A 22,359-nucleotide genomic window follows, 5' to 3' on the forward strand; every position below is an offset into this window, starting at 1 on the left:
AGGGCAGCCTCAAATATTCGCAGCGAGGTCGACGACCTCGTCGAACAGTACGCCGGTGGTCTTCAGCATTTGCTCGATCTCGTCGGCCGCCTCCGCGACCGTCCGCGTCGACGTATCGATCACCAGCTCCGCCGCCTCAGGCTTCTCGTAGTCGTTGCCGATGCCGGTGAACGAGGCGAGCGCGCCGGCGCGAGCCTTCTTGTAATGGCCCTTGGGATCGCGCTCCTCGCAGATATCGGCCGGCGTCGCGACATGGATCTCGCGGAACGCGGTGTCGGCGATGCGGCGCGCGGTGGCACGGTCCTCGCGTGCCGGAGAGACCGCGGCGACGATCGCGATATGGCCGTTGCGAGCCAGGTGCGTCGCGACCTCGGCGAGGCGGCGGATGTTCTCGCTGCGATCGGGGGCGGAGAAGCCGAGATCGCTGTTGAGCCCGGCGCGCAGCGTGTCGCCGTCGAGCAGAACCGGCGAGCCGCCATTGGTGAACAGCCGCCGCTCCAGCGCTCTTGCCAGCGTCGACTTGCCGGAGGCCGGCAGGCCGGTGAGCCAGACCACGGCACCGTTGTGGCGGTAGCGCGCCGCGCGCTCGTCAGGGCGCAGTGCCGATTCCACCGGCACGATATCGACCGGCACGGCGCGCTGGCCGGCATCGACGGAGAGCACGAGGCCGCCGCCGGCGATGCGCCCCGCGACCTCGATCACGAGACGGCCGGTGCGCGGGTTCTCGGTGTAGGGATCGGTGGCGATCGGATTCGAAAGCGAAATGTCGATCTCGCCGACATGGTTGCGGGCGATCGCCTTGTTCTCGGTGCTCGAGAGCTCGCCGGGATCGACCGCCTTCTCGATGGCGACGACGGTGGCGCGGCTCTCCTTCGGACCGCTGCGCACCAGGATCTGGTCACCCTTGGCAAGCGGCTTGTCGTGCAGCCAGAAGATGCGCGCGCGCAGCCGCCGCGTTTCGCGCGGGGCGCTGCCCGCATGCGCGATGATGTCGCCGCGCTCGATGAACAATTCGCGGTCGAGCGTGATGCCGACCGAGCGGCCCGCGCCCTGTCGTCCGGCCAGCGGCGTCACCGGCCAACTCTCGACGGTCTTGATCCTGGCGATCTTGCCCGCAGGCATGATCACGATCTCGTCGCCGGCAAGCAGGCTGCCGGATTCGATGCGGCCGGCGACGATGCGGCGGTCGTCGAACTTGTAGATCGCCTGCACCGGCAGCCGCAGCGCCAGCGCTTCCAGCGGCCGCGCCGGCTCGAGCCTATCGAGCGCCTCGACCACGGTCGGCCCCTTGTACCAGCCGATGCGGCCGGTGCGCATCGCAACGCCGTCGCCGTCACGCGCGGAAATCGGGATCACGGCCGTGGGCGTCACGCCGAGGCCGTTCAGATGCGCGGAGATCTCGTCGCTGATGTCCTTGAAGCGCAGGTCCGAGAAATCGACCCGGTCCATCTTGTTGACGACGACGGCGACCTGCTTCACGCCGAGCAGATGCAGGAGATAGCCGTGCCGCCTCGTCTGGTCGCGCACGCCTTCGAGCGCGTCGATGATCAGCACCGCGCCGTCGGCCTGCGAGGCGCCGGTGATCATGTTGCGCAGGAACTCGGCGTGGCCGGGTGCGTCGATCAGGACGATGTCGCGCGAATTGGTGCGGAAGCGGATCTGCGTGGTGTCGATGGTGATGCCCTGGTCGCGCTCGGTCTGCAGCGCATCGAGCAGGAACGACCATTCGAACGGCATGCCACGCCGCGCGCTGACGGCCTTCAGCATGTCGAGCTTGCCCTCGGGCAGGCTGCCGGTCTCGTGCAGGAGGCGGCCGACCAGCGTCGACTTGCCGTGGTCGACATGGCCGACGATGACGATGCGCACCTGGGGACGCGTGGTGCCGTTCGGCGTGGCGGACGAAGCTGACGTGACAATCATGTTCATGGCCGCGTCCTTGATCAGAGATAGCCGGCGACGCGAAGGCGCTCGAAGGCGTCCTCGGTCTCGTGGTCGAGCGCGCGTCCGGCGCGCTCCGGCACCTTGGTCTGTTCGAGCTCGATCAGGATTTCATCGATGCTGGACGCCGTGGAGGCGACCGGGTTGGTGATGTCCTGATCACCCAGCGAGCGATAGCGCTTGCCGTCCTTGGCGAGATACAGCGGGATGATCGGAATGTTCTCGCGCTTGGTGTAGGCCCAGATGTCGGCCTCGGTCCAATGCAGGATCGGATGGATGCGCAAATGCGCGCCTTGCGGCGGCGACGCGTTGAAATGATCCCAGAATTCCGGCGGCTGGTCGCGCACGTCCCAATTGCCCTCCAACCCGCGCGGGGAGAACACGCGCTCCTTGGCGCGCGTTGCCTCCTCGTCGCGGCGGATGCCGGCGATCAGGCCGTCGAAGCCGTATTTGGCCAGCGCCATCTTGAGGCCCTCGGTCTTGCGCGCGGCGGAACGGGCGGCCGGCGGCAGCGTTGGGTCGACGGCATCGATCGGCGGGCAGGGCTCGACGCGCAGATCGAGATCCCATTCCTTGCCGTAATGATCGCGAAAGCGATACATCTCCGGAAACTTCTTGCCGGTATCGACATGAAGGGCGGGGAACGGCATCTTGCCGAAGAAGGCTTTCCGCGCCAGCCAAATCATGACGTTGGAGTCCTTGCCGAGCGACCACAACAGGGCGATCTTCTTCAGCCGGGCAAAGGCCTCACGGAAGATGTAGATGCTCTGCGCTTCGAGCTGGTCGAGATGGTCCATGCTCGGGGCAAGCTCGGCAGAAAATTCTTGCGCGCGCACGCGCTCAGCTAGCGCCGGATTGCTCAGCCGATCAGCAGCGGAATCGTCCTTGAGAAGATGCATCTCTGCCACTTTGCGTTTGGAGGCGAAAATTCTATAGTTGCACTGCGGAAGAGAAGAAAAAATTTTCTCTTTGCGCGCTCGAAACGAGACATATATAGAAAATAATTCCAGTCAACCCCGTTTGTGGGGAAGCGAGTAGCGCATGCGGTTCTTGCCGGTGTTTCTCGATCTCAAGGCCGGCCCGGTGGTCCTCATCGGCGCGGGTGAGCTGTTGCGCGCCAAGCTGCGCGTGCTCGCCGGCGCCGGCGCGCGCATGCGCGTGCATGCGATCGACGGCAATCATGACCTCGGCCTCAGCTCCGGGGACGCGGCGCACGTCGAAATCGCGAGCGGCGATCCGCTCACGGCCGATCTCTCAGGCGTCATCGCCGTTGTCTGCGCGGGTGCCGGCAACGTCGGCGTTGCGATGTCCGCTCGCGCCAAGGCGCTGGGCCTGCCCGTCAACGTCATGGACGATCTCGAGCACTCCAGCTTCATCTTCCCGGCGATCGTCGATCGCGGCGATGTCGTGGTCGCGGTCGGCACTGGCGGCACCTCGCCGGTGGTGGCGCGGCGCGTGCGCGAGAAGATCGAGGCGCTGCTGCCCGCCCGCATCGGCGAGCTCGCCGAGTTCATCGGCGGCTTCCGCAAATCCATCAACGAGCGCATCGCCGAGTTTCCACTGCGCCGCCGCTTCTGGGAGCGCATCATCGACGGTCCGATCGGCGCCGCCGTGCTCGCCGGCCGCAAGGCGGACGCAGACGCGGCGCTCAAGGACATTTCAGATCCCACCGACTTCGCGCGCGCTGGCAAGCCGGAAGGCTCCGTCGCGCTGGTCGGCGCCGGCCCCGGCGATCCCGATCTCCTCACCATCAAGGCGCTGCGCGCGCTGCAGGACGCCGACATCGTCTTCCATGACGAGCTGGTCTCGTCCGAGATTCTCGACCGCATCCGACGCGACACCACGCGCGTGCCGGTCGGCCGCCGTGTCGGCAAGCCCGGCATCGGCCAGGACGCCATCAACAAACGCATGATCGAAGCCGCGCAGGCCGGCCAGCGCGTGGTGCGGCTGAAGGGCGGCGATCCCTTCGTGTTCGGCCGCGGTGGTGAAGAGGTCGAAGCTCTGCGTGCCGCCGGCATCGCCTATTCGATCATCCCCGGCATCACCGCAGGGCTCGGCGGCGCCGCCGATTTCGAGGTGCCGCTCACCTACCGCCATGAAGCGACCCGCATCACCTTCCTGACCGCGCACAAGGCGCGCGATGCCGAGAACGTGGATTGGTCGACGCTGACCGACACCAGGATGACCGTCGTGGTCTACATGGGCATGACGGCGGCGCCGGCCGTGCGCGCCGGCCTGTTCGCGGCCGGCCGCTCACCGGAAACGCCGGTCGGCGTGTTCGCCCGTGTCACGCGGCCCGATGCGCAGGGAGCGATCGGCACGCTGCGCGACCTGCCCGAGCTCGTACGGCGGATCCAAGGTGGTCCCGCCATCCTCATCATCGGCGACGTGGTCCGGCATGCCGGCTCGCTTGGCCGTCAAACCTCCAAGAAAACCCCGAAGCAAATCATCTCTGACCTCCTGGATGCAGCCGAATGACCTCCCCGCTCGAACAGAAGAAGATCAAAATCGCCGGCCCCTCGGTCGTGACCGCCAACCGCACCTGGGACGGCATCGTGGTCTACCGCACCGCCGCCAAGGGCTGGTCCGCGGAGCTGTCGGAAGCCGCGATCGTGCGCAACTCCGACGAGGCTAGGGCGTTGCTCGCGGAGTCCATCGCCGATGATGTCGGTGCGATCGGCCCCTATATCGCGCCGGTGCAGATCGGCGAGGATGGCAAGATCCTGCCCGGCAATCTGCGCGAACAGATCCGCCGCACCGGCGTCACCATCGGACAGCCGGCCCAGGTTTAAGGCACGCACTTATGTATGCTTACGACGAAATCGACCGCACGCTCGTCAACGAGCGCGTCTCGGAGTTCCGCGACCAGGTGAAGCGGCGCCTCTCCGGCGAGCTCACCGAGGACGAGTTCAAGATCCTGCGGCTTCAGAACGGCGTCTATCTGCAACTGCACGCCTACATGTTCCGCGTCGCGATCCCCTACGGCACGCTGGCGACCAACCAGCTGCGGGCGCTCGCCCATGTCGCGCGCAAATACGACCGCGGCTACGGCCATTTCACCACGCGGCAGAACATCCAGTTCAACTGGATCAAGCTCGCCGAGCTGCCGGACGCGCTCGAAGACCTTGCCAAGGTCGGCATCCACGCGATGCAGACCTCCGGCAACAATATGCGCAACGTCACCTCGGACCAGTGGGCCGGCGTCGCGCCCGGCGAGATCGAGGACCCGCGCATCTGGTCGGAGCTGATCCGCCAGCACACTACGCTGCATCCGGAATTCTCCTTCCTGCCGCGCAAGTTCAAGATCGCGATCACCGCGTCGGACCATGACCGCGCCGCGATCAAGATCCACGATATCGGCCTGCGGCTGATCAAGAACGAGAAGGGCGAGACCGGCTTCGAGGTGCTGGTCGGCGGCGGGCTCGGCCGCACGCCGTTCATCGCCAAGACCATCAAGCACTTCGTCCACGGCCGCGACATCCTCAGCTACATCGAGGCCATCCTGCGCGTCTACAATCAGTACGGCCGCCGCGACAACATCTACAAGGCGCGCATCAAGATCCTGGTGCACGAGCTTGGCATCGAGAAGTTCTCCCGCGAGGTCGAGGAGGAATGGCAGCACATCCGCAACTCCTCGCTTGAGATCGACGACGAGGTGATCGAGGACATCCGCTCGCGCTTCACCTATCCTTCTTACGAGAAGCTGCCGCACATGCCCGACGAGCTGCGCCAGGCCGCGGCCGATCCTGATTTCGAGGCGTGGCGCAAGAACTCGGTGGCTCCGCACAAGGTGCAGGGCTATTCGATCGTGACGATCTCGCTGAAGCCGACCGGCGGGCCTCCGGGCGATGCCACCGCCGAGCAGATGGACGCGCTGGCCGATCTCGCCGACAGATATTCCTTCGGCGAGATCCGCGTCGGCCATGAGCAAAACCTGGCGCTGCCGCACGTCGCCAAGCGCGACCTGCCGGCGCTGTGGAAGGCGCTCGACAAGCTTGGGCTTGCGACGCCGAACGTCAACCTGATCACCGACATCATCGCCTGCCCGGGCCTCGATTATTGCTCGCTGGCGAATGCGCGCTCGATCCCGATCGCGCAGGAATTGACCCGGCGCTTCGCCAATCACGAGCTCGCCAATCTGATCGGCCGGCTCCACATCAACATCTCCGGCTGCATCAATGCCTGTGGCCATCACCATGTCGGCCATATCGGCATTCTCGGCGTCGAGAAGAACGGCGAGGAAGTCTACCAGATCACCATCGGCGGCCGCGCCGACGAGAACGCGGCGCTCGGGACCCTGATCGGGCCGGGCGTCAAGTTCGACGAGGTCGCCGATGTCGTCGAGGACATCGTGGAAGCCTATCTGGCGCTGCGTGAGCGGCCCGAAGAGCTGTTCATGGACACGGTGAAGCGCCTCGGCGTCGAACCCTTCAAGGAGCGCGTCTATGCCACTCGTTAACGGCGGAAAGATCACGGGCGACGGCTTCGTCAAGCTCGCCGTCGATACGCCGCTGCCCGAGCGCGGCGACATTCTTGTGCCGGCCGAGCGTTTCCTCGGCGAGGCCGAGGGCTTGCTCCAGCGCGCCGGCAAGGTCGGCGTGATCTGGCCGAACAATCGCGACATCGCCGAACTCGTGCCTTATCTCGGCAGGATCGCGGCCGTCGCGCTGGTGTTCCCGACCTTCCGCGACGGGCGTGCCTACAGCCAGGCACGGCTGCTGCGCGAACGCTACGATTATCGCGGCGAGTTGCGCGCCACCGGCCAGGTGCTGCGCGACCAGTTCGTGTTCATGCTGCGCGCCGGCTTCGACGCCTTCGAGGTCAAGAAGCAGGCGGACGCGGAAGCCTTCATGCAGACGGCCAGGCGCTATTCGGTGTTCTACCAGCCGACCGGCGACGGCCGCATCACGGCGTTGCACCGGCGCATGCAGCTGCGCCATTCCGAAGGGGTCGGCACGTGAACGCGATCGCGCCTCAGGTTTCGCCTCTGTCCGCGCCGCCTTCGGCGGACGAGCTCGATCGAAGCTTGCGCGATGCCTCGCCCGCGGAGATCATCGCTGCGGCGCTGAAGGCGGTCGGGCGCGACAAGCTCGCGCTGGTCTCGTCCTTCGGTACGGAATCGGCGACGCTGCTGAAGGTCATGGCGGACGTCGATCCCGCGATTCCGGTGATCTTTCTCGACACCGGCTGGCTGTTCGAGGAGACGCTGGCCTATCGCGATACGCTGATCGCGAAGCTGGGCCTGAAGGACGTCCGGTCGATCAAGCCGGCCGAGGAGGCACTCTCGCGCGACGATCCCGACCGCGACCTCTGGTTCTCCGATCCCGACGCCTGCTGCCGCATTCGAAAGGTCGAGCCGCTGGCCCGGGCGCTGAAGCCGTTCTCGGCCTGGCTCAACGGCCGCAAGCGCTTCCAGGGTAGTGCGCGCGCCGACATTCCCGTCGTCGAGGATGACGGCGCGCGGTTGAAGTTCAATCCCTTCGCCAACGTCTCGCGCGAGGAGATCGAGGCGATCTTCACCCTTGCCAGATTGCCGCGGCACCCTCTGGTTGCGTCAGGATTTCTGTCGGTTGGCTGTATGCCTTGCACCAGCAGAACGGGCGAGGGCGAGGATTCCCGCGCCGGCCGATGGCGGGGCCGCGCCAAGACAGAATGCGGCATTCACACGATGAAGGTTTCGTAGCACGGTTGCGCTGCCACGCTGCGAACAAGAAAATCCGGTTCCGTTGACTCAACGGCGTTTCGCCCCGAGTTATGCCTGCCGTCGATGACGCCGATGTCGTCGAGGTGAATGGAGATGGATATGATGCGCCGTATCGTTCCGCTCGCTGCAGGATTCCTCTGGGCAAGCTCGGCTCTCGCCGCCGATATCAATCTTTTGAATGTGTCGTACGATCCGACGCGAGAGCTCTATGGCGAGTTCAACAAGGCGTTCGCGAATGCCTATCAGAAGGAGACCGGCAAGAGCATCGAGATCAAGCAGTCGCATGGCGGCAGCGGTTCGCAGGCGCGCGCGGTGATCGACGGATTGCAGGCCGACGTGGTGACGCTCGCGCTCGCCTATGACGTCGATGCCATCGCGGCCAAGGGCCTGGTGGCGGCGGATTGGCAAAAGCGGCTGCCGCAGAATTCATCCCCCTATACCTCGACGATCGTGTTCCTGGTGCGCAAGGGCAATCCCAAGGGCATCAGGGACTGGGACGATCTGATCAAGCCGGGCGTCGCCGTGATCACGCCGAACCCGAAGACATCGGGCGGGGCACGCTGGAATTATCTTGCAGCCTGGGGCTTTGCGCAGAAGAAGTTCGGCTCGGCCGACAAGGCCAAGGACTTCATTGGCAAGCTCTACCAGCAGGTCCCGGTGCTGGACACCGGCGCACGCGGCGCCACCGTGACCTTCGTCGAGCGCGGTGTCGGCGACGTGCTGCTCGCCTGGGAGAATGAGGCGCACCTCGCTTTGAAGGCGTTCGGCGCGAACAAGTTCGAGATCGTGGCGCCGCCGCAATCGATCCTGGCCGAGCCGCCGGTCGCGATCGTCGACAAGATCGCCGACAGAAAGGGCAATCGCAACGTCGCCGATGCCTATCTGCAATATTGGTACACCAAGGAGGGGCAGGAGATCGCCGCGCGCAACTTCTACCGTCCGCGCGATGCCGAAATCGCCAAGAAGTACGAAAATGCCTTCGCCAAGGTCGAGCTGTTCACGATCGACGACGTTTTCGGCGGCTGGACCAGGGCTCAGAGGGAACATTTTGCCGACGGCGGCGTCTTTGATCAGATCTACAAGAACTGATCGGCGCTGTCTTAGGAGGCTTTTGCAGGGGGCCTGGTGAGCGCAGTTGCAGCACGACGCCGGACATTGCCGGGCTTCGGTCTCACGATGGGACTGACGCTGACCTGGCTGTCAGTGATCATCCTGATTCCGCTCGCCGGCCTGTTCCTGAAATCGCTCGAGCTCAGTCCGGAGCAGTTCTGGAACATCCTCTCCAGCCGCCGCACGCTGAACGCGCTCCGCGTCTCGTTCGGCCTCGCCTTTGCGGCGGCCTGCGTCAATCTCGTCATGGGCAGCATCATCGTCTGGGCGCTGGTGCGCTACCGCTTTCCGGGCCGGCGGTTGTTCGATGCCATCGTCGACGTGCCCTTCGCGCTGCCCACGGCGGTCGCCGGCGTGGCGCTGACCGCGCTGTTCGCCGAGAAGGGTTGGCTGGGCGCGCCGCTCGCCGCGCTCGGCATCAAGGTGGCGTTCACCCCGCTCGGCATCTTCGTCGCGATGATCTTCATCGGTATTCCCTTCGTGGTGCGCACGGTGCAGCCGGTGCTCCAGGATCTCGACCCTGAGATCGAGGAGGCCGCGGGAAGCCTCGGCGCCAGCCGTTGGCAGACCATCTTCCGCGTGATCCTGCCGTCGCTCGCACCGGCGCTGCTCACCGGCCTCGCGCTCGCTTTCGCCCGGGCCGTCGGCGAATACGGCTCGGTGATCTTCATCGCCGGCAATCTGCCCAACGTCTCCGAGATCGCGCCGCTCCTGATCGTGATCCGGCTCTCCGAGTTCCGGTACGCCGATGCGACCGCGATCGCGGTGGTCATGCTGGTCGTGTCGTTCGTGATCATCTTTGCCGTCAACCGGCTCCAGCGCTGGGCGCAGAGCCGGATTCCGGCGCGCTGAGGGCGGATCATGACGATGCAGATCGCAGATTCCATACCGCTCTCGGCCTCCGACGCGAAGGCGCGTGCGCAGGCGGCGGCAGCGCGGGACAATTTGCGTACCGAACCGCGCGCGGTGCGCATCACCATCATCGCCCTCGCGATGATCTTTCTCACCGTCTTCGTCGTGCTCCCGCTCGTCGTCGTCTTTGCGCAGGCGTTATCGAGGGGCGTCGTCGCCTATCTCACCGCGCTCGCCGAGCCGGAGGCGCTGGCTGCAATCAGGCTGACACTGCTGGTCGCAGCGATCTCGGTAGGCCTCAATCTGGTGTTCGGCCTCGTCGCCGCCTGGGCCATCGCCAAGTTCGATTTTCCGGGCAAGACGTTCCTGATCACGCTGATCGACCTGCCGTTCTCGGTCAGTCCGGTGATCTCGGGTCTCGTCTTCGTGCTGCTGTTCGGCGCACAGGGCTATTTCGGCAGCTGGCTGCGCGACCACGACATCCAGATCCTGTTCGCGGTGCCCGGGATTGCGCTCGCCACCACCTTCGTCACCTTTCCCTTCGTGGCCCGTGCGCTGATCCCGCTGATGCAGGAGCAGGGCACTCAGGAGGAGGAGGCCGCGATCTCGCTGGGCGCCTCGGGCCTCCAGACCTTCTTCCGCGTCACGCTGCCCAACATCAAATGGGGGGTGCTCTACGGCGTCCTGCTCTGCAACGCCCGCGCCATGGGCGAGTTCGGCGCGGTCTCGGTCGTTTCCGGCCACATTCGCGGCGAGACCAACACCATGCCGCTCCTTGTCGAGATTCTCTACAACGAGTACCAGTTCGTCGCAGCCTTCGCGATCGCCTCGCTTCTGGCGATGCTGGCGCTGATCACGCTGATCGTGAAGACCGTTCTCGAACGTCATCTGGACGAAGGACAAGAGCCAAGTGACCATTGAAGTCAGAAATCTCGTCAAGTCGTTCGGCAGCTTCAAAGCCCTCGACGGCGTCGATCTCAAGGTCGACAGCGGCGAGTTGGTGGCGCTGCTCGGTCCGTCCGGCTCCGGCAAGACCACGCTACTGCGGATCGTCGCCGGGCTCGACTGGCCTGATTCCGGCGAGGTCTTCATCAATGGCGAGGACGCGCTGGCGCAAGGCGCGCGAGAGCGTCACGTCGGCTTCGTGTTCCAGCACTATGCGCTGTTCCGCCACATGACGGTGTTCGAGAACGTCGCCTTCGGCCTGCGCGTGCAGCCGCGCGCGGTCCGCAAGGACGAGGCGGCGATCCGCGTCCGGGTCAAGGAGCTGCTCGATCTCGTACAGCTTGATTGGCTCGCCGATCGCTACCCGAGCCAGCTTTCCGGCGGCCAGCGCCAGCGCATCGCGCTCGCCCGCGCGCTCGCGATCGAGCCGCGCATCCTGCTGCTCGACGAGCCGTTCGGCGCGCTCGATGCCAAGGTGAGGAAAGAGCTGCGCAAATGGCTGCGCTCGCTGCATCATGAAATCCACGTCACCTCGATCTTCGTCACCCATGACCAGGAGGAGGCGCTGGAAGTCGCCAACCGCGTCGTGGTGATGGACAAGGGCAGGATCGAGCAGATCGGCTCGCCCGATGACGTCTATGAGAGCCCGGCGAGCGCGTTTGTTCATGGCTTCATCGGTGAGTCCATCGAGCTGCCGGTTCAGGTCGAGGGCGGCGCTGTGAGGCTCGACGGCCGGCCGCTCGCCCTCGCGGCGGACGGACTTGCGCCTGGCGCGTCAAAGCTGTTCGTGCGGCGACATGACATGCTGGTCGGTCCGCCCGGCAGCGGCGCCTTCGAGGGCGCGGTCCGGCATGTCCGCAATTTCGGCCCCGTACAGCGCGCCGAGGTCACGCTCTCGGGCGGCCAGACCATCGAGATCGACGCCCCCCGCGACAAGGAACTTCGCGCCGGCGACACCATCGGCCTTGAGCCTCGCCGTTACCGGATATTTGGGGGCTAGCACAGTCATTCCGGGGCGATGCGGAGCATCGAACCCGGAATCCCGAGATTGAGGCAAGAGATTCCGGTTCGTACTGACGCGCGCCCGGGAATGACGGCTCAGATTTTCTTCAATATTCACCTTTCAGCCACGGTTGGTATGCAACAACGCCCCCTCATTTGGGGGCCTCGATTCATGCGCGCTGCGGCCGCAATTCTCATCACTTTGTTGCTCGCTGGCTGTGCCGGCAACGAAGCACCGGTCCAGCAGCCATCCATGTATACCGACATGGCGGTTCCGGGCTCCAAGCTCGATGCGCAGGCAGCTGCGGTGATGATCTCGCAGTACCGCCAGAACAACGGGCTCGGCACCGTCGTGATCGATCCGGACCTGATGCGGCTCGCAGAGTCCCAGTCGGGCGCGATGGCGGCCGCGAACAAGATGGACCACGACGTCCGCGCGCCGCTGGCCAAGCGTCTCGCCGCCGGCGGTTATCCCGCGACCGTGGCGGTCGAGAACATCTCGGCCGGCTATCATACGCTGGCGGAAGCGTTTTCCGGCTGGCGCGACTCGCCTCCTCACCGCGCCAACATGCTCAAGGGCGGTGTCACAAAATTAGGCATCGCGGCGAGCTATGCTCCCGGTACCAAATACAAGGTGTTCTGGACCATGATCCTGGCCTCGACGGAGCCCCGATAAGCCAGACTTGATCCGGGATGCATTGACGCCGCGGCGGAGTGTCGCCACGGTGGCCAGCCTTTTGCTATTGTTCCCGAATGACAGATCATAGTCCGGACATCGCAACGATCCCGACGAATGCGCAACGCGTCCTGGTTCTCCAGGGCGGCGGCGCGCTCGGCTCCTATCAGGCCGGGGCCTATCAGGCGCTGTGCGGCTACGGCTTCGAGCCGGAATGGGTGGCTGGCATCTCCATCGGCGCGGTCAACGCTGCCATCATCGCCGGCAATGAGGGCCAGACGCGCGTCAAGCGGCTCAAGGAGTTCTGGGAGATGGTCTCCGCGCCGGTCCCGTGGAAGCCGATCGGCACGAGCGACCACAGCCGCGAGCTGTTCAATTCGACCAGCGCTGCGCTGATTGCGACCTTCGGCGTGCCCGGCTTCTTCACGCCGCGCATTCCGCCGGCGCCGCTCTGGCCGCCGGGACATCCCGAAGCGGAAAGCTATTACGACACATCGCCGCTGAAGAAGACGCTGGAGCGTCTCGTCGATTTCGACCGCATCAACGATCTGAAGACGCGGCTGTCGGTCGGTGCGGTCGGCGTCACCTCGGGCAACTTCAAATATTTCGACAATTACGAGTTCAAGAAGCTCGGCAAGTCCATCGGCCCCGAGCACATCATGGCCTCCGGTGCGCTGCCGCCGGGCTTTCCTTCCGTGAACATCGACGGCGAACATTACTGGGACGGCGGCATCGCTTCCAACACCCCGCTCGACTACGTGCTCGATGCCGAGGTCGAACGCGACATGCTGATCTTCCAGGTCGATCTGTTCTCCGCGCGCGGGGATCTGCCGAACTCGCTGCTGGAAGCGGCCGAGCGCGAGAAGGACATCCGCTATTCCAGCCGCACGCGGATGAACACCGACAAGAACAAGCAGCTGCACAACGCGCGACGCGCCGTGCGTGACCTGATCAGCAAATTGCCGGACTATCTCAAGAACGATCCTTCCGTCGAATTCCTGGCGAAAGTGTCGCGCGAAAGCACCGTCACGGTGGTGCATCTGATCTATCGCAGCAAGAACTACGAATCCTCGTCCAAGGATTACGACTTCTCGCATGTCGCCATGGTCGAGCATTGGGAGGCCGGCGTGCGCGACGTGCATCTGTCGATGCGCCACAGGGACTGGCTCGAGCGGCCCCAGTCCAGCGAGACCATGGTGACCTACGATCTCACGGGGGACGTCACCGCGCCCCCGGCAAAAAGGAGCGAATAGAATGGCTAGTCTGTCAGGCAAGAACGCCGTCGTGACCGGATCGACCAGCGGCATCGGGCTCGCCTATGCGCGCGCCTTCGCCGCCGCCGGTGCCAATGTCGTCATCAACGGCTTCGGCTCGGCCGAGGACATCGAGAAGGAACGCGCCAAGATCGAGTCCGACTTCAAGGTCAAGGCGATCTACTCGCCGGCCGACATGACCAAGCCCGCCGAGATCGCCGGCATGATCGCGCTCGGCGAGAAGACGTTCGGCTCGGTCGATATCCTCGTCAACAACGCCGGCATCCAGTTCGTGTCGCCGATCGAGGAGTTTCCGCCGGAGAAGTGGGACCAGATCATCGCGATCAACCTCTCCTCGGCCTTCCATGCCATCCGTGCCGCCGTCCCCGGCATGAAGAAGAAGGGGTGGGGCCGCATCATCAACACGGCGTCCGCGCATTCGCTGGTGGCCTCGCCCTTCAAGTCGGCCTATGTCTCGGCCAAGCACGGCATCGCCGGCCTCACCAAGACCGTGGCGCTGGAGGTCGCGACCCACAAGATCACCTGCAACTGCATCAGCCCCGGCTACGTCTGGACGCCGCTGGTCGAGAAGCAGATCCCCGATACGATGAAGGCGCGCAACCTGACACGCGAGCAGGTCATCAACGACGTGCTGCTGGATGCGCAGCCGACCAAGGAGTTCGTCACCTCCGAGCAGGTCGCCGCGCTCGCGCTGTTCCTGTGCAGCGACGATGCCGCGCAGATCACCGGCACCAATCTGTCGATCGACGGCGGCTGGACCGCGGAGTAAGAACGCGATGTCGGAGGGTGGGCAAAGGCGCGTCAGCGCCGTGCCCACCGTTCTTCCGCGATTGAGAGAAGTGGTGGGCACGCTTGCGCTTTGCTCACCCTGCGAGAGTGAGAGCGAGGCGGCATTGCCGCTCAATGGCTCCAGGCCAGCGCCGTGACGATGGCCGAGGACAGGTTTAGTTCCGCGAAGACGATCCGGCCAGCGACCACGAACAGCACGCAGGCAAGCGTCAGCCGCAGCACCGTCTCGGGCACGCGCGTCGCGCTATAGCTGCCGACGATGATGCCGGGCAGAGAGCCCAGCAGCAGCACTCCCATCAGGGCCCAGTCGACGTCACCGAGCGCCCAATGTCCGATGCCGGCGACGAGTGTCAGCGGCACCGCATGGGCGATGTCGGAGCCGACGATGGTCGCCATCGGCAGGCGCGGATAGAGCAGCAGCAGCACGGTCACGCCGACCGCGCCGGCGCCGACCGAGGAGATCGAGACCAGCACGCCCAGCACGACGCCGGTGATCACGGTCGCAATCAAAGTGGTGCGCGCGTCGACCTGCTCGAGGCGCTTTCGATAGCGGTCCATGATCGACTTGCGAAAAATCAACGAGGTCGCAGTCAGCAGCAGCGCAAAGCACAGCACCAGATTGACCAGGCTGCGCTCGGCATCGCTCTTGAGGTCGAGCTTCCACAGCACCAGCAGCGTCACCGCGCTGGCAGGAATGCTGCCGCAGGCGAGCCGCAGCACCGCCGGCCAGTGCACGCTGCGCGACCAGCCATGGACCACGCTGCCGCCGGTCTTGGTGGCAGCGGCGTAGAGCAGGTCGGTGCCGACCGCGGTGGAGGGGTGGACGCCGAACAACAGGATCAGCAGCGGCGTCATCAGCGAGCCGCCGCCGACGCCCGTCATGCCGACAAGCAGGCCGACGGCGAATCCGGAGGCGACGTAGAGTGGATCGAACATATCGGGGAATCTTAGGTTGATCTCGTCGGATGGGCAATACGACGTAGAATAAACTTTCCCTGACGAGCAAGCCATTGGATTAAATAAGAAAAATCTTTCAGCGGAGTGGCGACAGACAGTCGTTTCGCCCAAATCGGTGCCCTCTCGCGAAACAGCCGTTCGCAGTGCTCACGCGCCGACGCCGAGGAAATCCCGCGCTAGGTCGGGATTTGCGGTCAGCTCGGCGGAAGTGCCCTCGAACACCACATGGCCGTTGTTGAGGCCGTAGACGCGGGTGGCGAAGCTCAGCGCTGCGGCGACGTTCTGCTCGACCACGATCATGGTGCGGCCTTCGCGCGCGAGGCTGGCGGCGACGTTGACGAGGTCGCGCACGATCAGCGGCGCCAGTCCCTCGAACGGCTCGTCGAGCAGGATGATGCGGGCGTCGCGGATCAGCGCGCGGGCGATCGAGAGCATCTGCTGCTCGCCGCCCGACAGCGTTCGTCCGAGGGATTTGCGTCGTTCCTTCAGGCGCGGAAACACACCGTAGATGCGCTCGAACGACCACGCGTTCGGCGCGGTCAGGGCCGCGATACGCAGGTTCTCCTCGACCGTCAGCCCGCCGAAGATCGCGCGCTCCTCCGGGACGAGCTGCACGCCCATGTTGGCAATGGCGGATGGAGCGAGGCCGCTGATCGGCTTGCCATCGAGCCGGATCTCGCCACTCCTCGGGGCGAGCACCCCCATGATCGAGCGCAGCGTCGTGGTCTTGCCGGCGCCGTTGCGACCGAGCAGCGCCACGACCTCTCCCTCCTCGACCCGGATCGAGAGGTCGAACAGGACGTGGGAATCGCCGTAGAGCGTGTTGATGCGGTCGACTTCAAGCAGGCTCATGCGCGTGAAGCCCTCCGAGGTAAGCGTCCTGAACCTGCTGGTTGCCGCGGATCTCGTCGGCCGTGCCGTCGGCGAGCAGGCGGCCTTCGTAGAGCACGGTGATGCGCTCGGCGAGGCCGAAGATCGCGTCGAGGTCGTGCTCGACGATGACGATGGTGCAGGTCCGGGCGATGTCGCGGATCAGCGCGCAGGTCGCGGCGCGTTCGGACGGGCTCATGCCGGCGAGGGGCTCGTCGAGCAACAGCACCTTCGGGCTCGTCGCAAACGCCATGCCGATCTCGAGCCGCCGCTTCTCGCCATAGGCGAGGATGTGCGCCGGCGTGTCGGCGCACGCCGAAAGATCGAGCAGCGCCATGATCGCCTCGATCTGTGCCTCCACCTCCGGCAGGCTGTCGGCCGTTCGCAGCAGGTCGATCCGCAGCGGTCCGCGGCAGCGCGCCAGGGCGGCGATGCGCAAATTCTTCCGCACCGAGAGATTTGGAAAGAGCTGGTTCAACTGGTTGGACTTGGCGATGCCGAACTGCGCGGACCGGCTGACGCCGTGGCCGGTCACCTGCGATCCGAACAACAGCACATGACCCGAGGTCGGGCTGACCTCGTCCAGCAGCATCTTGAACAGCGTGCTCTTGCCGGCGCCGTTGGGGCCGATCACGGCATGAATGGATCCGCAGCGGACCTTGAACGAGACGCCGTCAACCGCCTTCAGGCCGCCATAGTGCCGCGCCAGCGCGCAGGCTTCCAGGGCAACGTCGCTGTCGCCGGTGGCGGGTGACGGCAATGGCAGGGCGGTGTCGCGCCCCCTGCTCGATGCAGCTTTCACCGCGCCGGCCTCAATCGCCTCGGTTGCGGCCTCGGCGGCCCGACGTGCGGAAAGGGTCCGGCGCTCGGTCAACCAATGGATGATCTCGCCGCAGATACCGCGGCGCAGGCCGACGACCAGGGCGATGAAGGCGATGCCGAGCACCAGTTTCCACAGCGTGGTGAGGCCGGGAACGAGCTGGAGATTGTCGCGCAGCCAGAGCCAGACCGCGGCGCCGACCAGCGGTCCGATCAGGGTGTTGGCGCCGCCGACGATGGTCTGGACCACGAGCTGGCCGGACGTCTCCAGCGAGAACGCGTCCGGCGGCATGTAGCTCTGGAACGAGCCGAGCAGGCCGCCGGCGAGTCCGGCATAGAGCGCGGCGATGACGAAGGCCGCGAGCTTGTAGGCCGGCACGTTGTGGCCGAGCATTGCGACGCGCGCGGTGTTCTCCTTGATCGCGAGCAGGATCGCGCCCACGGGAGAGCGGACGATGCGGCGTGCCAGCACGTAGCCGCCGAAGAAGATCACCGCGAACAGCACGTACATCGGCAGGCCTGCGCCGATGCGGATGGCATGTTCGCCGAAGCCGAGCACGGGCACCGGCACCCCGGGGATGCCGTTTTCGCCACCCGTGTAGTGCGACAGCGGCGAGTTCTCGATGAAATAGGCCATCTGGCCGAACGCCAGCGTGATCATCGTGAAGTAGATGCCGATGCGGCGCACCGCAAGCCAGCCCACGACGAGCCCGAATGCGCCGGCCGATATCGTGCCGGCGGCGAGCGCCAGCCACACGCTGCTCAGCGTGCCGGAAACCAGCAGATACGCCGTGACGAAGCCGCCGACGCCGTAGAACGCGGCCTGGCCGAACGACAGGAGGCCGGCGAGGCCAAACAGGATGTCGAAGCCGAGCCCGATCAGTCCCCAGTTCAGCACCCGCGTCAGCAGGTCGATGGAGAAGCCGAGATGCGGCAGCATCACCGGTGCCGCAATCAGCGTGGCGAGAATCGCGAGCTCCGGAATGTGGCTCCGCAGCCCGCCCGATCGCGACCTGTTCATACCCGTCCTTCCGAGCCGAACAGGCCCTGCGGACGCAATACCAGCAGCAGCGCCATCAGCGCGTAGAGCATCACTTCCGAATAGGAGGAGTTGAACGCGCTGGTGAGGCTGACGATCTCGCCTGCGATCAGCCCGCCGACCACCGCGCCCGGGAACGAGCCGAGGCCGCCGAGCACGATCACGACGAAGGACTGCGCCATGAAATTCGCGCCCATGTCCGGCGTCACCGCGACGACCGGAGCATACAGCATTCCGGCGAGACCGACTGCGACGACGCCGATCGCGAACACCAGCAGGAAGGTGCGCCGCAGGTTGATGCCGAGGATGCCGACCATGCCGGGGTTCTCGATTCCGGCGCGAACCACGAGGCCCATCGAAGTCCGGTAGAGCACGAGATAGAGGCCGACCAGCAGCGTTGCGATGATGGCGATGAGCTGGAGGCGGTAGGTCGGATAGATCAGGAAGCCGAGCTGCGTTGCGCCCTGTCCCCACGACGGCGTCGGCACGCGCTGCGCGTTGCCGCCGAAGACGGCGCGCACGCACTCCACGAGCACGATGCCGATGCCGTAGGTGACGAGGATCTGGTCTTCATGCGGCCGGCCGTAGAAGAAGCGGATGATCAGGCGCTCGAGCAGGAAGCCGAGCACCAGCATGAAGCCGCAGCCGACCGCGATCGCGAGCAGGAACGACTGGGTGTATTGCAGCATGACGAAGGCGGCATAGGCGCCCACGGCGAACAACGCGCCGTGGGCGAAGTTCAGGACACCGAGCGTGCCCAGGATGATTGTCAGGCCGCTGCTGACGAGCGCCAGCAGCGAACCGAGGGCGAGGCCGTTGAAGGCCTGCGAGGCGAGGGCGGGCCAGCTTGGCATCCGGGCGGCTCAGGTATAGGGGCCGAGCTTGCAGCCGAACAGGTCCGGCGGATTCATCACGCTCTCGCCTTCGGCCACGTCGACGATCTCGTAATAGTCCTCGGGTCCCTTCATCGCCGCCGGCGCCTTGCCGCGCAGGACCGGGATCGGGCGCACCATCTGGTGATCCTCGGCGCGGAAATAGACCTTGCCGATCGTGGTCTCGTAGGGCTGCTCCTTCGAGGCCTCCATCGCCTTGATGACGTCGACCGGATTGAAGCTCTTCACCCGCTCGACCGTCAGCGCCCAGAGATAGGTCTGCATGTAGCCGATATGGGCGCCCCAGCGCGGGTGATATTTGTTCTTCGCGACGAAGGCGTCGACGAAGCCCTTCGCGAGCGGATAGCGATCCGACAGCGTCCACCAGAAGTCGCAGCTGCCATAGACGCCCTGCATGATTTCGGGGCCGAGCTCCTTGTCCTGGAACGAGGACAGGTTCGGCACCACCAGTTTCATCTTCTTGAGCACGCCGAACTGCTCGGCCTGCTTGGTCGAGGCGACCGCGTCGGCGCCGAAGGCGATGTTGACGAACACGTCCGCACCGCTGTTGGCGATGTTGAGAAGCGCCGAGGAATAGTCGGTGGTGCCGAGCGGAACCACTTCCTTGGCGACCTGTTGCCAGCCCTGTTCCTTCGAGAACTTCGCGAAGCTGTCATAGACCGTGTGACCGTAGGTATAGTCGGGCACCAGGAAGGCGGTCTTCATGTTTTTGCCGAGCGCCTTGGCGACGACGGGCGCGAGCGCCTTGGCGGCCATGTAGGCGTTCTGCTGCGAGCGGAAGCCATAGCGCTGGCAGTTCTTGCCGGTAATGTCGTTGGAGCCGGCGATGCCCACCATGTAGAGCACCTTTTCGCGCGAGCCCAATTCCTCCAGCGCGATCGCGCTGGCGCTCGACACCGAGCCTGACAGCATGATCGCCTTGTCGCGCTGGATGAACTGCGTGGCGCTCTGCACGTCGAGATTGGGTTTGCCCTCGGTGTCGGATACCTTGTAGCGGATCTGGCGGCCGAGCACGCCCTTGCCTTGCAGGCCCCATTTCTTCGCGGCATCGCCGCCCGCGTTGATCTCCGAGATCGCCAGCTCGTAACCAAGCTTGAGATCTCCGCCGTCGCCGGAGAAGACGCCGGTGAGCGGAATGGTCAGTCCGATGAAGACCGAGTCCGCGGTGACGCCGTCCGGGAAGGTGCCGATGCTGGCCGGCGTCTGCGCCCAGGCGGCGCTACCTGGAAGCACGAGACCGGCAGCGGCGCCGGCGCTTCCGAGCAGAATCTGACGACGATCGAGCTTCATGACTCACCTTCCATGTTTCATCACCGCCGGATCGGCCGGTGCATTGCGGTTGGGTACGAGCCGGGCTCACGCCCCGGCATCGATGTGATCGCTCTCCGTGTCCGGCTGGGACGCCGCGTTTCCGGTGAAGGACACGGGATTGAGCCGGCGGCGGTTGACGCTGAGATCGAAAATGTCGAATCGGTTGTAGTAGCCGACCACGTCGTGAAACTGCTTGGGCTCGACGCAGCGGTTGAGATCGATCTCGGCGTAGAGGATGCCTTCCTCGTCGCGCAGCGCCTCGCCGATCTGCTCGCCGGTCGGATCGAGGAAGAAGGTTTCCGCGCGCGGCGTCGCGTCGAGCACGGCGGCGGCGGAGGCGTCGCGCGCCACCAGCATGTCGCGCGCCGCCTTGTCGAGCACACCCGCGGTGACGAGGCCGAACACCTTTGCCTCGAAGCAATGCGCGCTCGCCCGGATCCGGGTGGCCGCTGCGATGTGGTAATTGCCGCCACCGGCCGGCCGGCGGGTCGGCCAAACCGGCGGCCAGCTCGAAATATGAAGCTGCTCACCCTGCGCCATCAGCGAATAGCGTGCCAACGGGTTGGTGTTCTCGCCGCAGATCAGTTGCCCGATCTTGCCGAGCCTGGTGTCGACGACGCGCAGGCCCGCGCCGTCGCCGCCGCTCCAGATCAGCTTCTCGTAGAAGGTCGGCACCAGCTTGCGGTGGTGGTTGAGGATCTCGCCGTCCTCGCCGATCAGGAGGTTGCTATTCCAGATCGCGCCGACGCTCGCCGGCGACTTCTCGCTGATGCCGATCGACACCACGACGCCAAGCGCGCGCGCTTCGTCGCGGATCGCCTTGATCTCGGGACCGTCGACCAGCACGGACTGGTCCGCCATGCGGACGAACAGGTCGTGATTGTCGATCGGAGCCCACAGCGCAGCCCATACCGGGAATGCAGGAATGAACGTCTCGGAGAATGCCACGATCTCGGCGCCGGCGGCGGCTGCCTCACGGATGAGCGAGATTGCCTTCTTTGTGGTCGCCGAGCGGTCTAGAAACACTGGCGCAGCATGGACCGCAGCGGCCTTGAAGCGAGGAAGCATGGCTTTGTCCTTGGTTCAGGACAGGCTAGTGGCGTCCCCGGGGCCTCGATACAGACAATCCTGCAAGACGGCTTGCAGGGGGCGACAATCCGTCCCACCGTACGTCGCTGGCACAACGCTTGCTGTCTGGTGGGCATGCAGGAGTTCAACTCGCTCGACTGGGACGACCTCAAGATATTTCTTCACGCAGCCCGCGGCGGCAGCCTGGGCAGCGCGGCCAAGCGTCTGCGGGTCGACCAATCCACCATCAGCCGGCGGATCGCGCATCTCGAATGCACGCTGGGCGCGACGCTGTTCGAGCGATCGCCGCAGGGGTTGCGTGTCAACGAAGCCGGCGAACGCCTGCTCTGTCACGCCGAGCGGATCGAGAGCGTCGTCATTGCGATGCATCAGGACGTGCAGCGCGGCGGCAGCCGGATGGCGGGCCGCGTCCGGCTCGCGACGATGGAAGGCATCGCCTCGCTCTATCTCGCATTTCGCTTCGCGCCGCTGCGGCAACGTTATCCAGATCTCACCGTCGAGCTCCTGACCTCGCCGCAGGCGGTCTCGGTCAATCGCCGCGAGGCCGATATCTTCCTGAGCTTCTTCCGTCCGCCGGGACAGGGCATGGCGTCCGAGCGGCTCGGCAGCTTTCAGCTCGCCCTCTACGGCTCCCGAGATTATCTCGCCCGCGAGGGCATGCCGGAACGGCCCGCAGACCTCGCGCGCCACAGCTTCGTCACCTACATCGACGATCTGATCCAGCTGGATTCGGTGCGCTGGCTCGACGACATCATCCGCAATCCGCCGGTCAGCTTTCACTCCAACAGCATGATCGCGCAGATGAACGCAGCGGCCGGCGGCATCGGCCTGGTGCTGCTGCCGAGCTTTGCGGTAGCTGGCCGCAGCGATCTGGTTCCGGTGTTGCACGAGAAGATGTCGACGACGCGCGACGTCTGGATCAACGTCCACAGCGATCTCCAGTTCGTGCCGCGCGTCCGCGCCGTATCGAGCTATCTCAAGGCTATGTTCAAGTCCGACCCGCTGATGCAGGCGGATACGTCGGGCCGCAAGATGCTCGACGCGCTGCTGGTGGCGGATGCCGCGGTCGTCGCATTTCAGAGCGGCTGAGG

Annotated in this window: 21 protein-coding genes; 13 read left to right on the forward strand and 8 right to left on the reverse strand. The window is 65.4% G+C overall.

Translation table 11 applies throughout. The features are described 5' to 3' along the window. Positions 1–9 precede the first annotated feature (9 nt). Entirely contained in the window at positions 10–1,926 is a 1,917-nt protein-coding gene (gene cysC / locus EDE08_RS28400) for an adenylyl-sulfate kinase (RefSeq protein ID WP_131871944.1), read from the reverse strand. A 14-nt stretch (positions 1,927–1,940) separates the two neighbouring features. Further along, positions 1,941–2,735 (reverse strand): sulfate adenylyltransferase subunit CysD, encoded by a 795-nt coding sequence (cysD, locus tag EDE08_RS28405; protein WP_131872081.1) that lies wholly within the window; start codon positions 2,733–2,735, stop codon positions 1,941–1,943. 244 nt (positions 2,736–2,979) lie between these two features. Here cysD and cysG point away from each other — a divergent pair, with 244 nt between their 5' ends. From cysG to EDE08_RS28465, 12 genes are all read left to right on the forward strand, one after another. After that, a complete protein-coding gene (gene cysG, locus EDE08_RS28410) occupies positions 2,980–4,416 on the forward strand; it encodes a siroheme synthase CysG (RefSeq protein ID WP_131871943.1) in 1,437 nt (478 codons plus the stop codon). After that, on the forward strand, positions 4,413–4,730 hold the full coding sequence (locus EDE08_RS28415; RefSeq protein WP_028178414.1) for a DUF2849 domain-containing protein: 318 nt from the start codon (positions 4,413–4,415) through the stop codon (positions 4,728–4,730). The genes cysG and EDE08_RS28415 overlap by 4 nt, the downstream gene beginning before the upstream one ends. An 11-nt stretch (positions 4,731–4,741) precedes the next feature. Beyond that, a complete protein-coding gene (locus EDE08_RS28420; protein ID WP_131871942.1) occupies positions 4,742–6,397 on the forward strand; it encodes a nitrite/sulfite reductase in 1,656 nt (551 codons plus the stop codon). Then, complete coding sequence (locus EDE08_RS28425) at positions 6,384–6,899, forward strand: DUF934 domain-containing protein (protein ID WP_131871941.1); 516 nt, start codon at positions 6,384–6,386, stop codon at positions 6,897–6,899. Before EDE08_RS28420 ends, EDE08_RS28425 begins: the two co-directional genes overlap by 14 nt. Beyond that, the gene (locus tag EDE08_RS28430; protein WP_131871940.1) at positions 6,896–7,621 is read left to right on the forward strand and encodes a phosphoadenylyl-sulfate reductase; all 726 of its coding nucleotides are present in this window, start codon (positions 6,896–6,898) and stop codon (positions 7,619–7,621) included. The genes EDE08_RS28425 and EDE08_RS28430 overlap by 4 nt, the downstream gene beginning before the upstream one ends. Before the next feature lie 108 nt (positions 7,622–7,729). Continuing rightward, entirely contained in the window at positions 7,730–8,731 is a 1,002-nt protein-coding gene (locus EDE08_RS28435; protein ID WP_131871939.1) for a sulfate ABC transporter substrate-binding protein, read from the forward strand. 36 nt (positions 8,732–8,767) lie between these two features. Beyond that, a complete protein-coding gene (gene cysT / locus EDE08_RS28440) occupies positions 8,768–9,604 on the forward strand; it encodes a sulfate ABC transporter permease subunit CysT (RefSeq protein ID WP_165936238.1) in 837 nt (278 codons plus the stop codon). A gap of 9 nt (positions 9,605–9,613) precedes the next feature. Then, a complete protein-coding gene (gene cysW, locus EDE08_RS28445; protein WP_131871937.1) occupies positions 9,614–10,525 on the forward strand; it encodes a sulfate ABC transporter permease subunit CysW in 912 nt (303 codons plus the stop codon). Continuing rightward, positions 10,515–11,549, forward strand: a complete 1,035-nt coding sequence (locus EDE08_RS28450; RefSeq protein ID WP_131871936.1) for a sulfate/molybdate ABC transporter ATP-binding protein — start codon at positions 10,515–10,517, stop codon at positions 11,547–11,549. The genes cysW and EDE08_RS28450 overlap by 11 nt, the downstream gene beginning before the upstream one ends. Positions 11,550–11,723: 174 nt before the next feature. Further along, entirely contained in the window at positions 11,724–12,227 is a 504-nt protein-coding gene (locus tag EDE08_RS28455; protein ID WP_131872080.1) for a CAP domain-containing protein, read from the forward strand. Positions 12,228–12,304: 77 nt separating this feature from the next. Further along, positions 12,305–13,480, forward strand: coding sequence for a DUF3734 domain-containing protein (locus EDE08_RS28460; RefSeq protein ID WP_131871935.1), 1,176 nt, complete (start codon positions 12,305–12,307; stop codon positions 13,478–13,480). Position 13,481: 1 nt separating this feature from the next. Further along, complete coding sequence (locus EDE08_RS28465; protein WP_131871934.1) at positions 13,482–14,270, forward strand: 3-hydroxybutyrate dehydrogenase; 789 nt, start codon at positions 13,482–13,484, stop codon at positions 14,268–14,270. Positions 14,271–14,401: 131 nt separating this feature from the next. On the opposite strand, the gene EDE08_RS28470 is transcribed toward EDE08_RS28465, so the two are convergent. The 6 genes from EDE08_RS28470 to EDE08_RS28495 form a co-directional block, all read right to left on the reverse strand. Beyond that, positions 14,402–15,226 carry a sulfite exporter TauE/SafE family protein gene (locus EDE08_RS28470; protein WP_131871933.1) on the reverse strand — a complete coding sequence of 275 codons (825 nt, stop codon included), beginning with the start codon at positions 15,224–15,226 and terminating at the stop codon, positions 14,402–14,404. A gap of 168 nt (positions 15,227–15,394) precedes the next feature. Beyond that, positions 15,395–16,099 carry an ABC transporter ATP-binding protein gene (locus EDE08_RS28475; protein WP_131871932.1) on the reverse strand — a complete coding sequence of 235 codons (705 nt, stop codon included), beginning with the start codon at positions 16,097–16,099 and terminating at the stop codon, positions 15,395–15,397. Beyond that, on the reverse strand, positions 16,086–17,957 hold the full coding sequence (locus EDE08_RS28480; protein WP_131871931.1) for a branched-chain amino acid ABC transporter ATP-binding protein/permease: 1,872 nt from the start codon (positions 17,955–17,957) through the stop codon (positions 16,086–16,088). Before EDE08_RS28480 ends, EDE08_RS28475 begins: the two co-directional genes overlap by 14 nt. Beyond that, positions 17,954–18,829, reverse strand: a complete 876-nt coding sequence (locus EDE08_RS28485) for a branched-chain amino acid ABC transporter permease (protein WP_014439677.1) — start codon at positions 18,827–18,829, stop codon at positions 17,954–17,956. The genes EDE08_RS28480 and EDE08_RS28485 overlap by 4 nt, the downstream gene beginning before the upstream one ends. 9 nt (positions 18,830–18,838) lie before the next feature. Continuing rightward, positions 18,839–20,158, reverse strand: coding sequence for a substrate-binding protein (locus EDE08_RS28490; RefSeq protein WP_131871930.1), 1,320 nt, complete (start codon positions 20,156–20,158; stop codon positions 18,839–18,841). Positions 20,159–20,224: 66 nt separating this feature from the next. Continuing rightward, entirely contained in the window at positions 20,225–21,247 is a 1,023-nt protein-coding gene (locus tag EDE08_RS28495) for a carbon-nitrogen hydrolase family protein (RefSeq protein ID WP_131871929.1), read from the reverse strand. Between the two features lie 135 nt (positions 21,248–21,382). Between EDE08_RS28495 and EDE08_RS28500 the strand changes: the two genes are divergently transcribed. Further along, positions 21,383–22,357 (forward strand): LysR family transcriptional regulator, encoded by a 975-nt coding sequence (locus EDE08_RS28500; protein ID WP_131871928.1) that lies wholly within the window; start codon positions 21,383–21,385, stop codon positions 22,355–22,357. Positions 22,358–22,359: the final 2 nt, after the last annotated feature.

Origin of the sequence: Bradyrhizobium sp. R2.2-H, assembly GCF_004346455.1 — a bacterium.
In the GTDB taxonomy this organism is placed as follows: domain Bacteria; phylum Pseudomonadota; class Alphaproteobacteria; order Rhizobiales; family Xanthobacteraceae; genus Bradyrhizobium; species Bradyrhizobium diversitatis.

Bases quoted from the DNA above. Each gene is read 5' to 3' on its own strand.
- cysC (WP_131871944.1), bottom strand. From the start codon at position 1,926: ATGAACATGATTGTCACGTCAGCTTCGTCCGCCACGCCGAACGGCACC.
- cysD (WP_131872081.1), bottom strand. From the start codon at position 2,735: ATGGACCATCTCGACCAGCTCGAAGCGCAGAGCATCTACATCTTCCGT.
- cysG (WP_131871943.1), top strand. From the start codon at position 2,980: ATGCGGTTCTTGCCGGTGTTTCTCGATCTCAAGGCCGGCCCGGTGGTC.
- EDE08_RS28415 (WP_028178414.1), top strand. From the start codon at position 4,413: ATGACCTCCCCGCTCGAACAGAAGAAGATCAAAATCGCCGGCCCCTCG.
- EDE08_RS28420 (WP_131871942.1), top strand. From the start codon at position 4,742: ATGTATGCTTACGACGAAATCGACCGCACGCTCGTCAACGAGCGCGTC.
- EDE08_RS28425 (WP_131871941.1), top strand. From the start codon at position 6,384: ATGCCACTCGTTAACGGCGGAAAGATCACGGGCGACGGCTTCGTCAAG.
- EDE08_RS28435 (WP_131871939.1), top strand. From the start codon at position 7,730: ATGGAGATGGATATGATGCGCCGTATCGTTCCGCTCGCTGCAGGATTC.
- cysW (WP_131871937.1), top strand. From the start codon at position 9,614: ATGACGATGCAGATCGCAGATTCCATACCGCTCTCGGCCTCCGACGCG.
- EDE08_RS28455 (WP_131872080.1), top strand. From the start codon at position 11,724: ATGCGCGCTGCGGCCGCAATTCTCATCACTTTGTTGCTCGCTGGCTGT.
- EDE08_RS28460 (WP_131871935.1), top strand. From the start codon at position 12,305: ATGACAGATCATAGTCCGGACATCGCAACGATCCCGACGAATGCGCAA.
- EDE08_RS28465 (WP_131871934.1), top strand. From the start codon at position 13,482: ATGGCTAGTCTGTCAGGCAAGAACGCCGTCGTGACCGGATCGACCAGC.
- EDE08_RS28470 (WP_131871933.1), bottom strand. From the start codon at position 15,226: ATGTTCGATCCACTCTACGTCGCCTCCGGATTCGCCGTCGGCCTGCTT.
- EDE08_RS28475 (WP_131871932.1), bottom strand. From the start codon at position 16,099: ATGAGCCTGCTTGAAGTCGACCGCATCAACACGCTCTACGGCGATTCC.
- EDE08_RS28480 (WP_131871931.1), bottom strand. From the start codon at position 17,957: ATGAACAGGTCGCGATCGGGCGGGCTGCGGAGCCACATTCCGGAGCTC.
- EDE08_RS28485 (WP_014439677.1), bottom strand. From the start codon at position 18,829: ATGCCAAGCTGGCCCGCCCTCGCCTCGCAGGCCTTCAACGGCCTCGCC.
- EDE08_RS28490 (WP_131871930.1), bottom strand. From the start codon at position 20,158: ATGAAGCTCGATCGTCGTCAGATTCTGCTCGGAAGCGCCGGCGCCGCT.
- EDE08_RS28495 (WP_131871929.1), bottom strand. From the start codon at position 21,247: ATGCTTCCTCGCTTCAAGGCCGCTGCGGTCCATGCTGCGCCAGTGTTT.
- EDE08_RS28500 (WP_131871928.1), top strand. From the start codon at position 21,383: ATGCAGGAGTTCAACTCGCTCGACTGGGACGACCTCAAGATATTTCTT.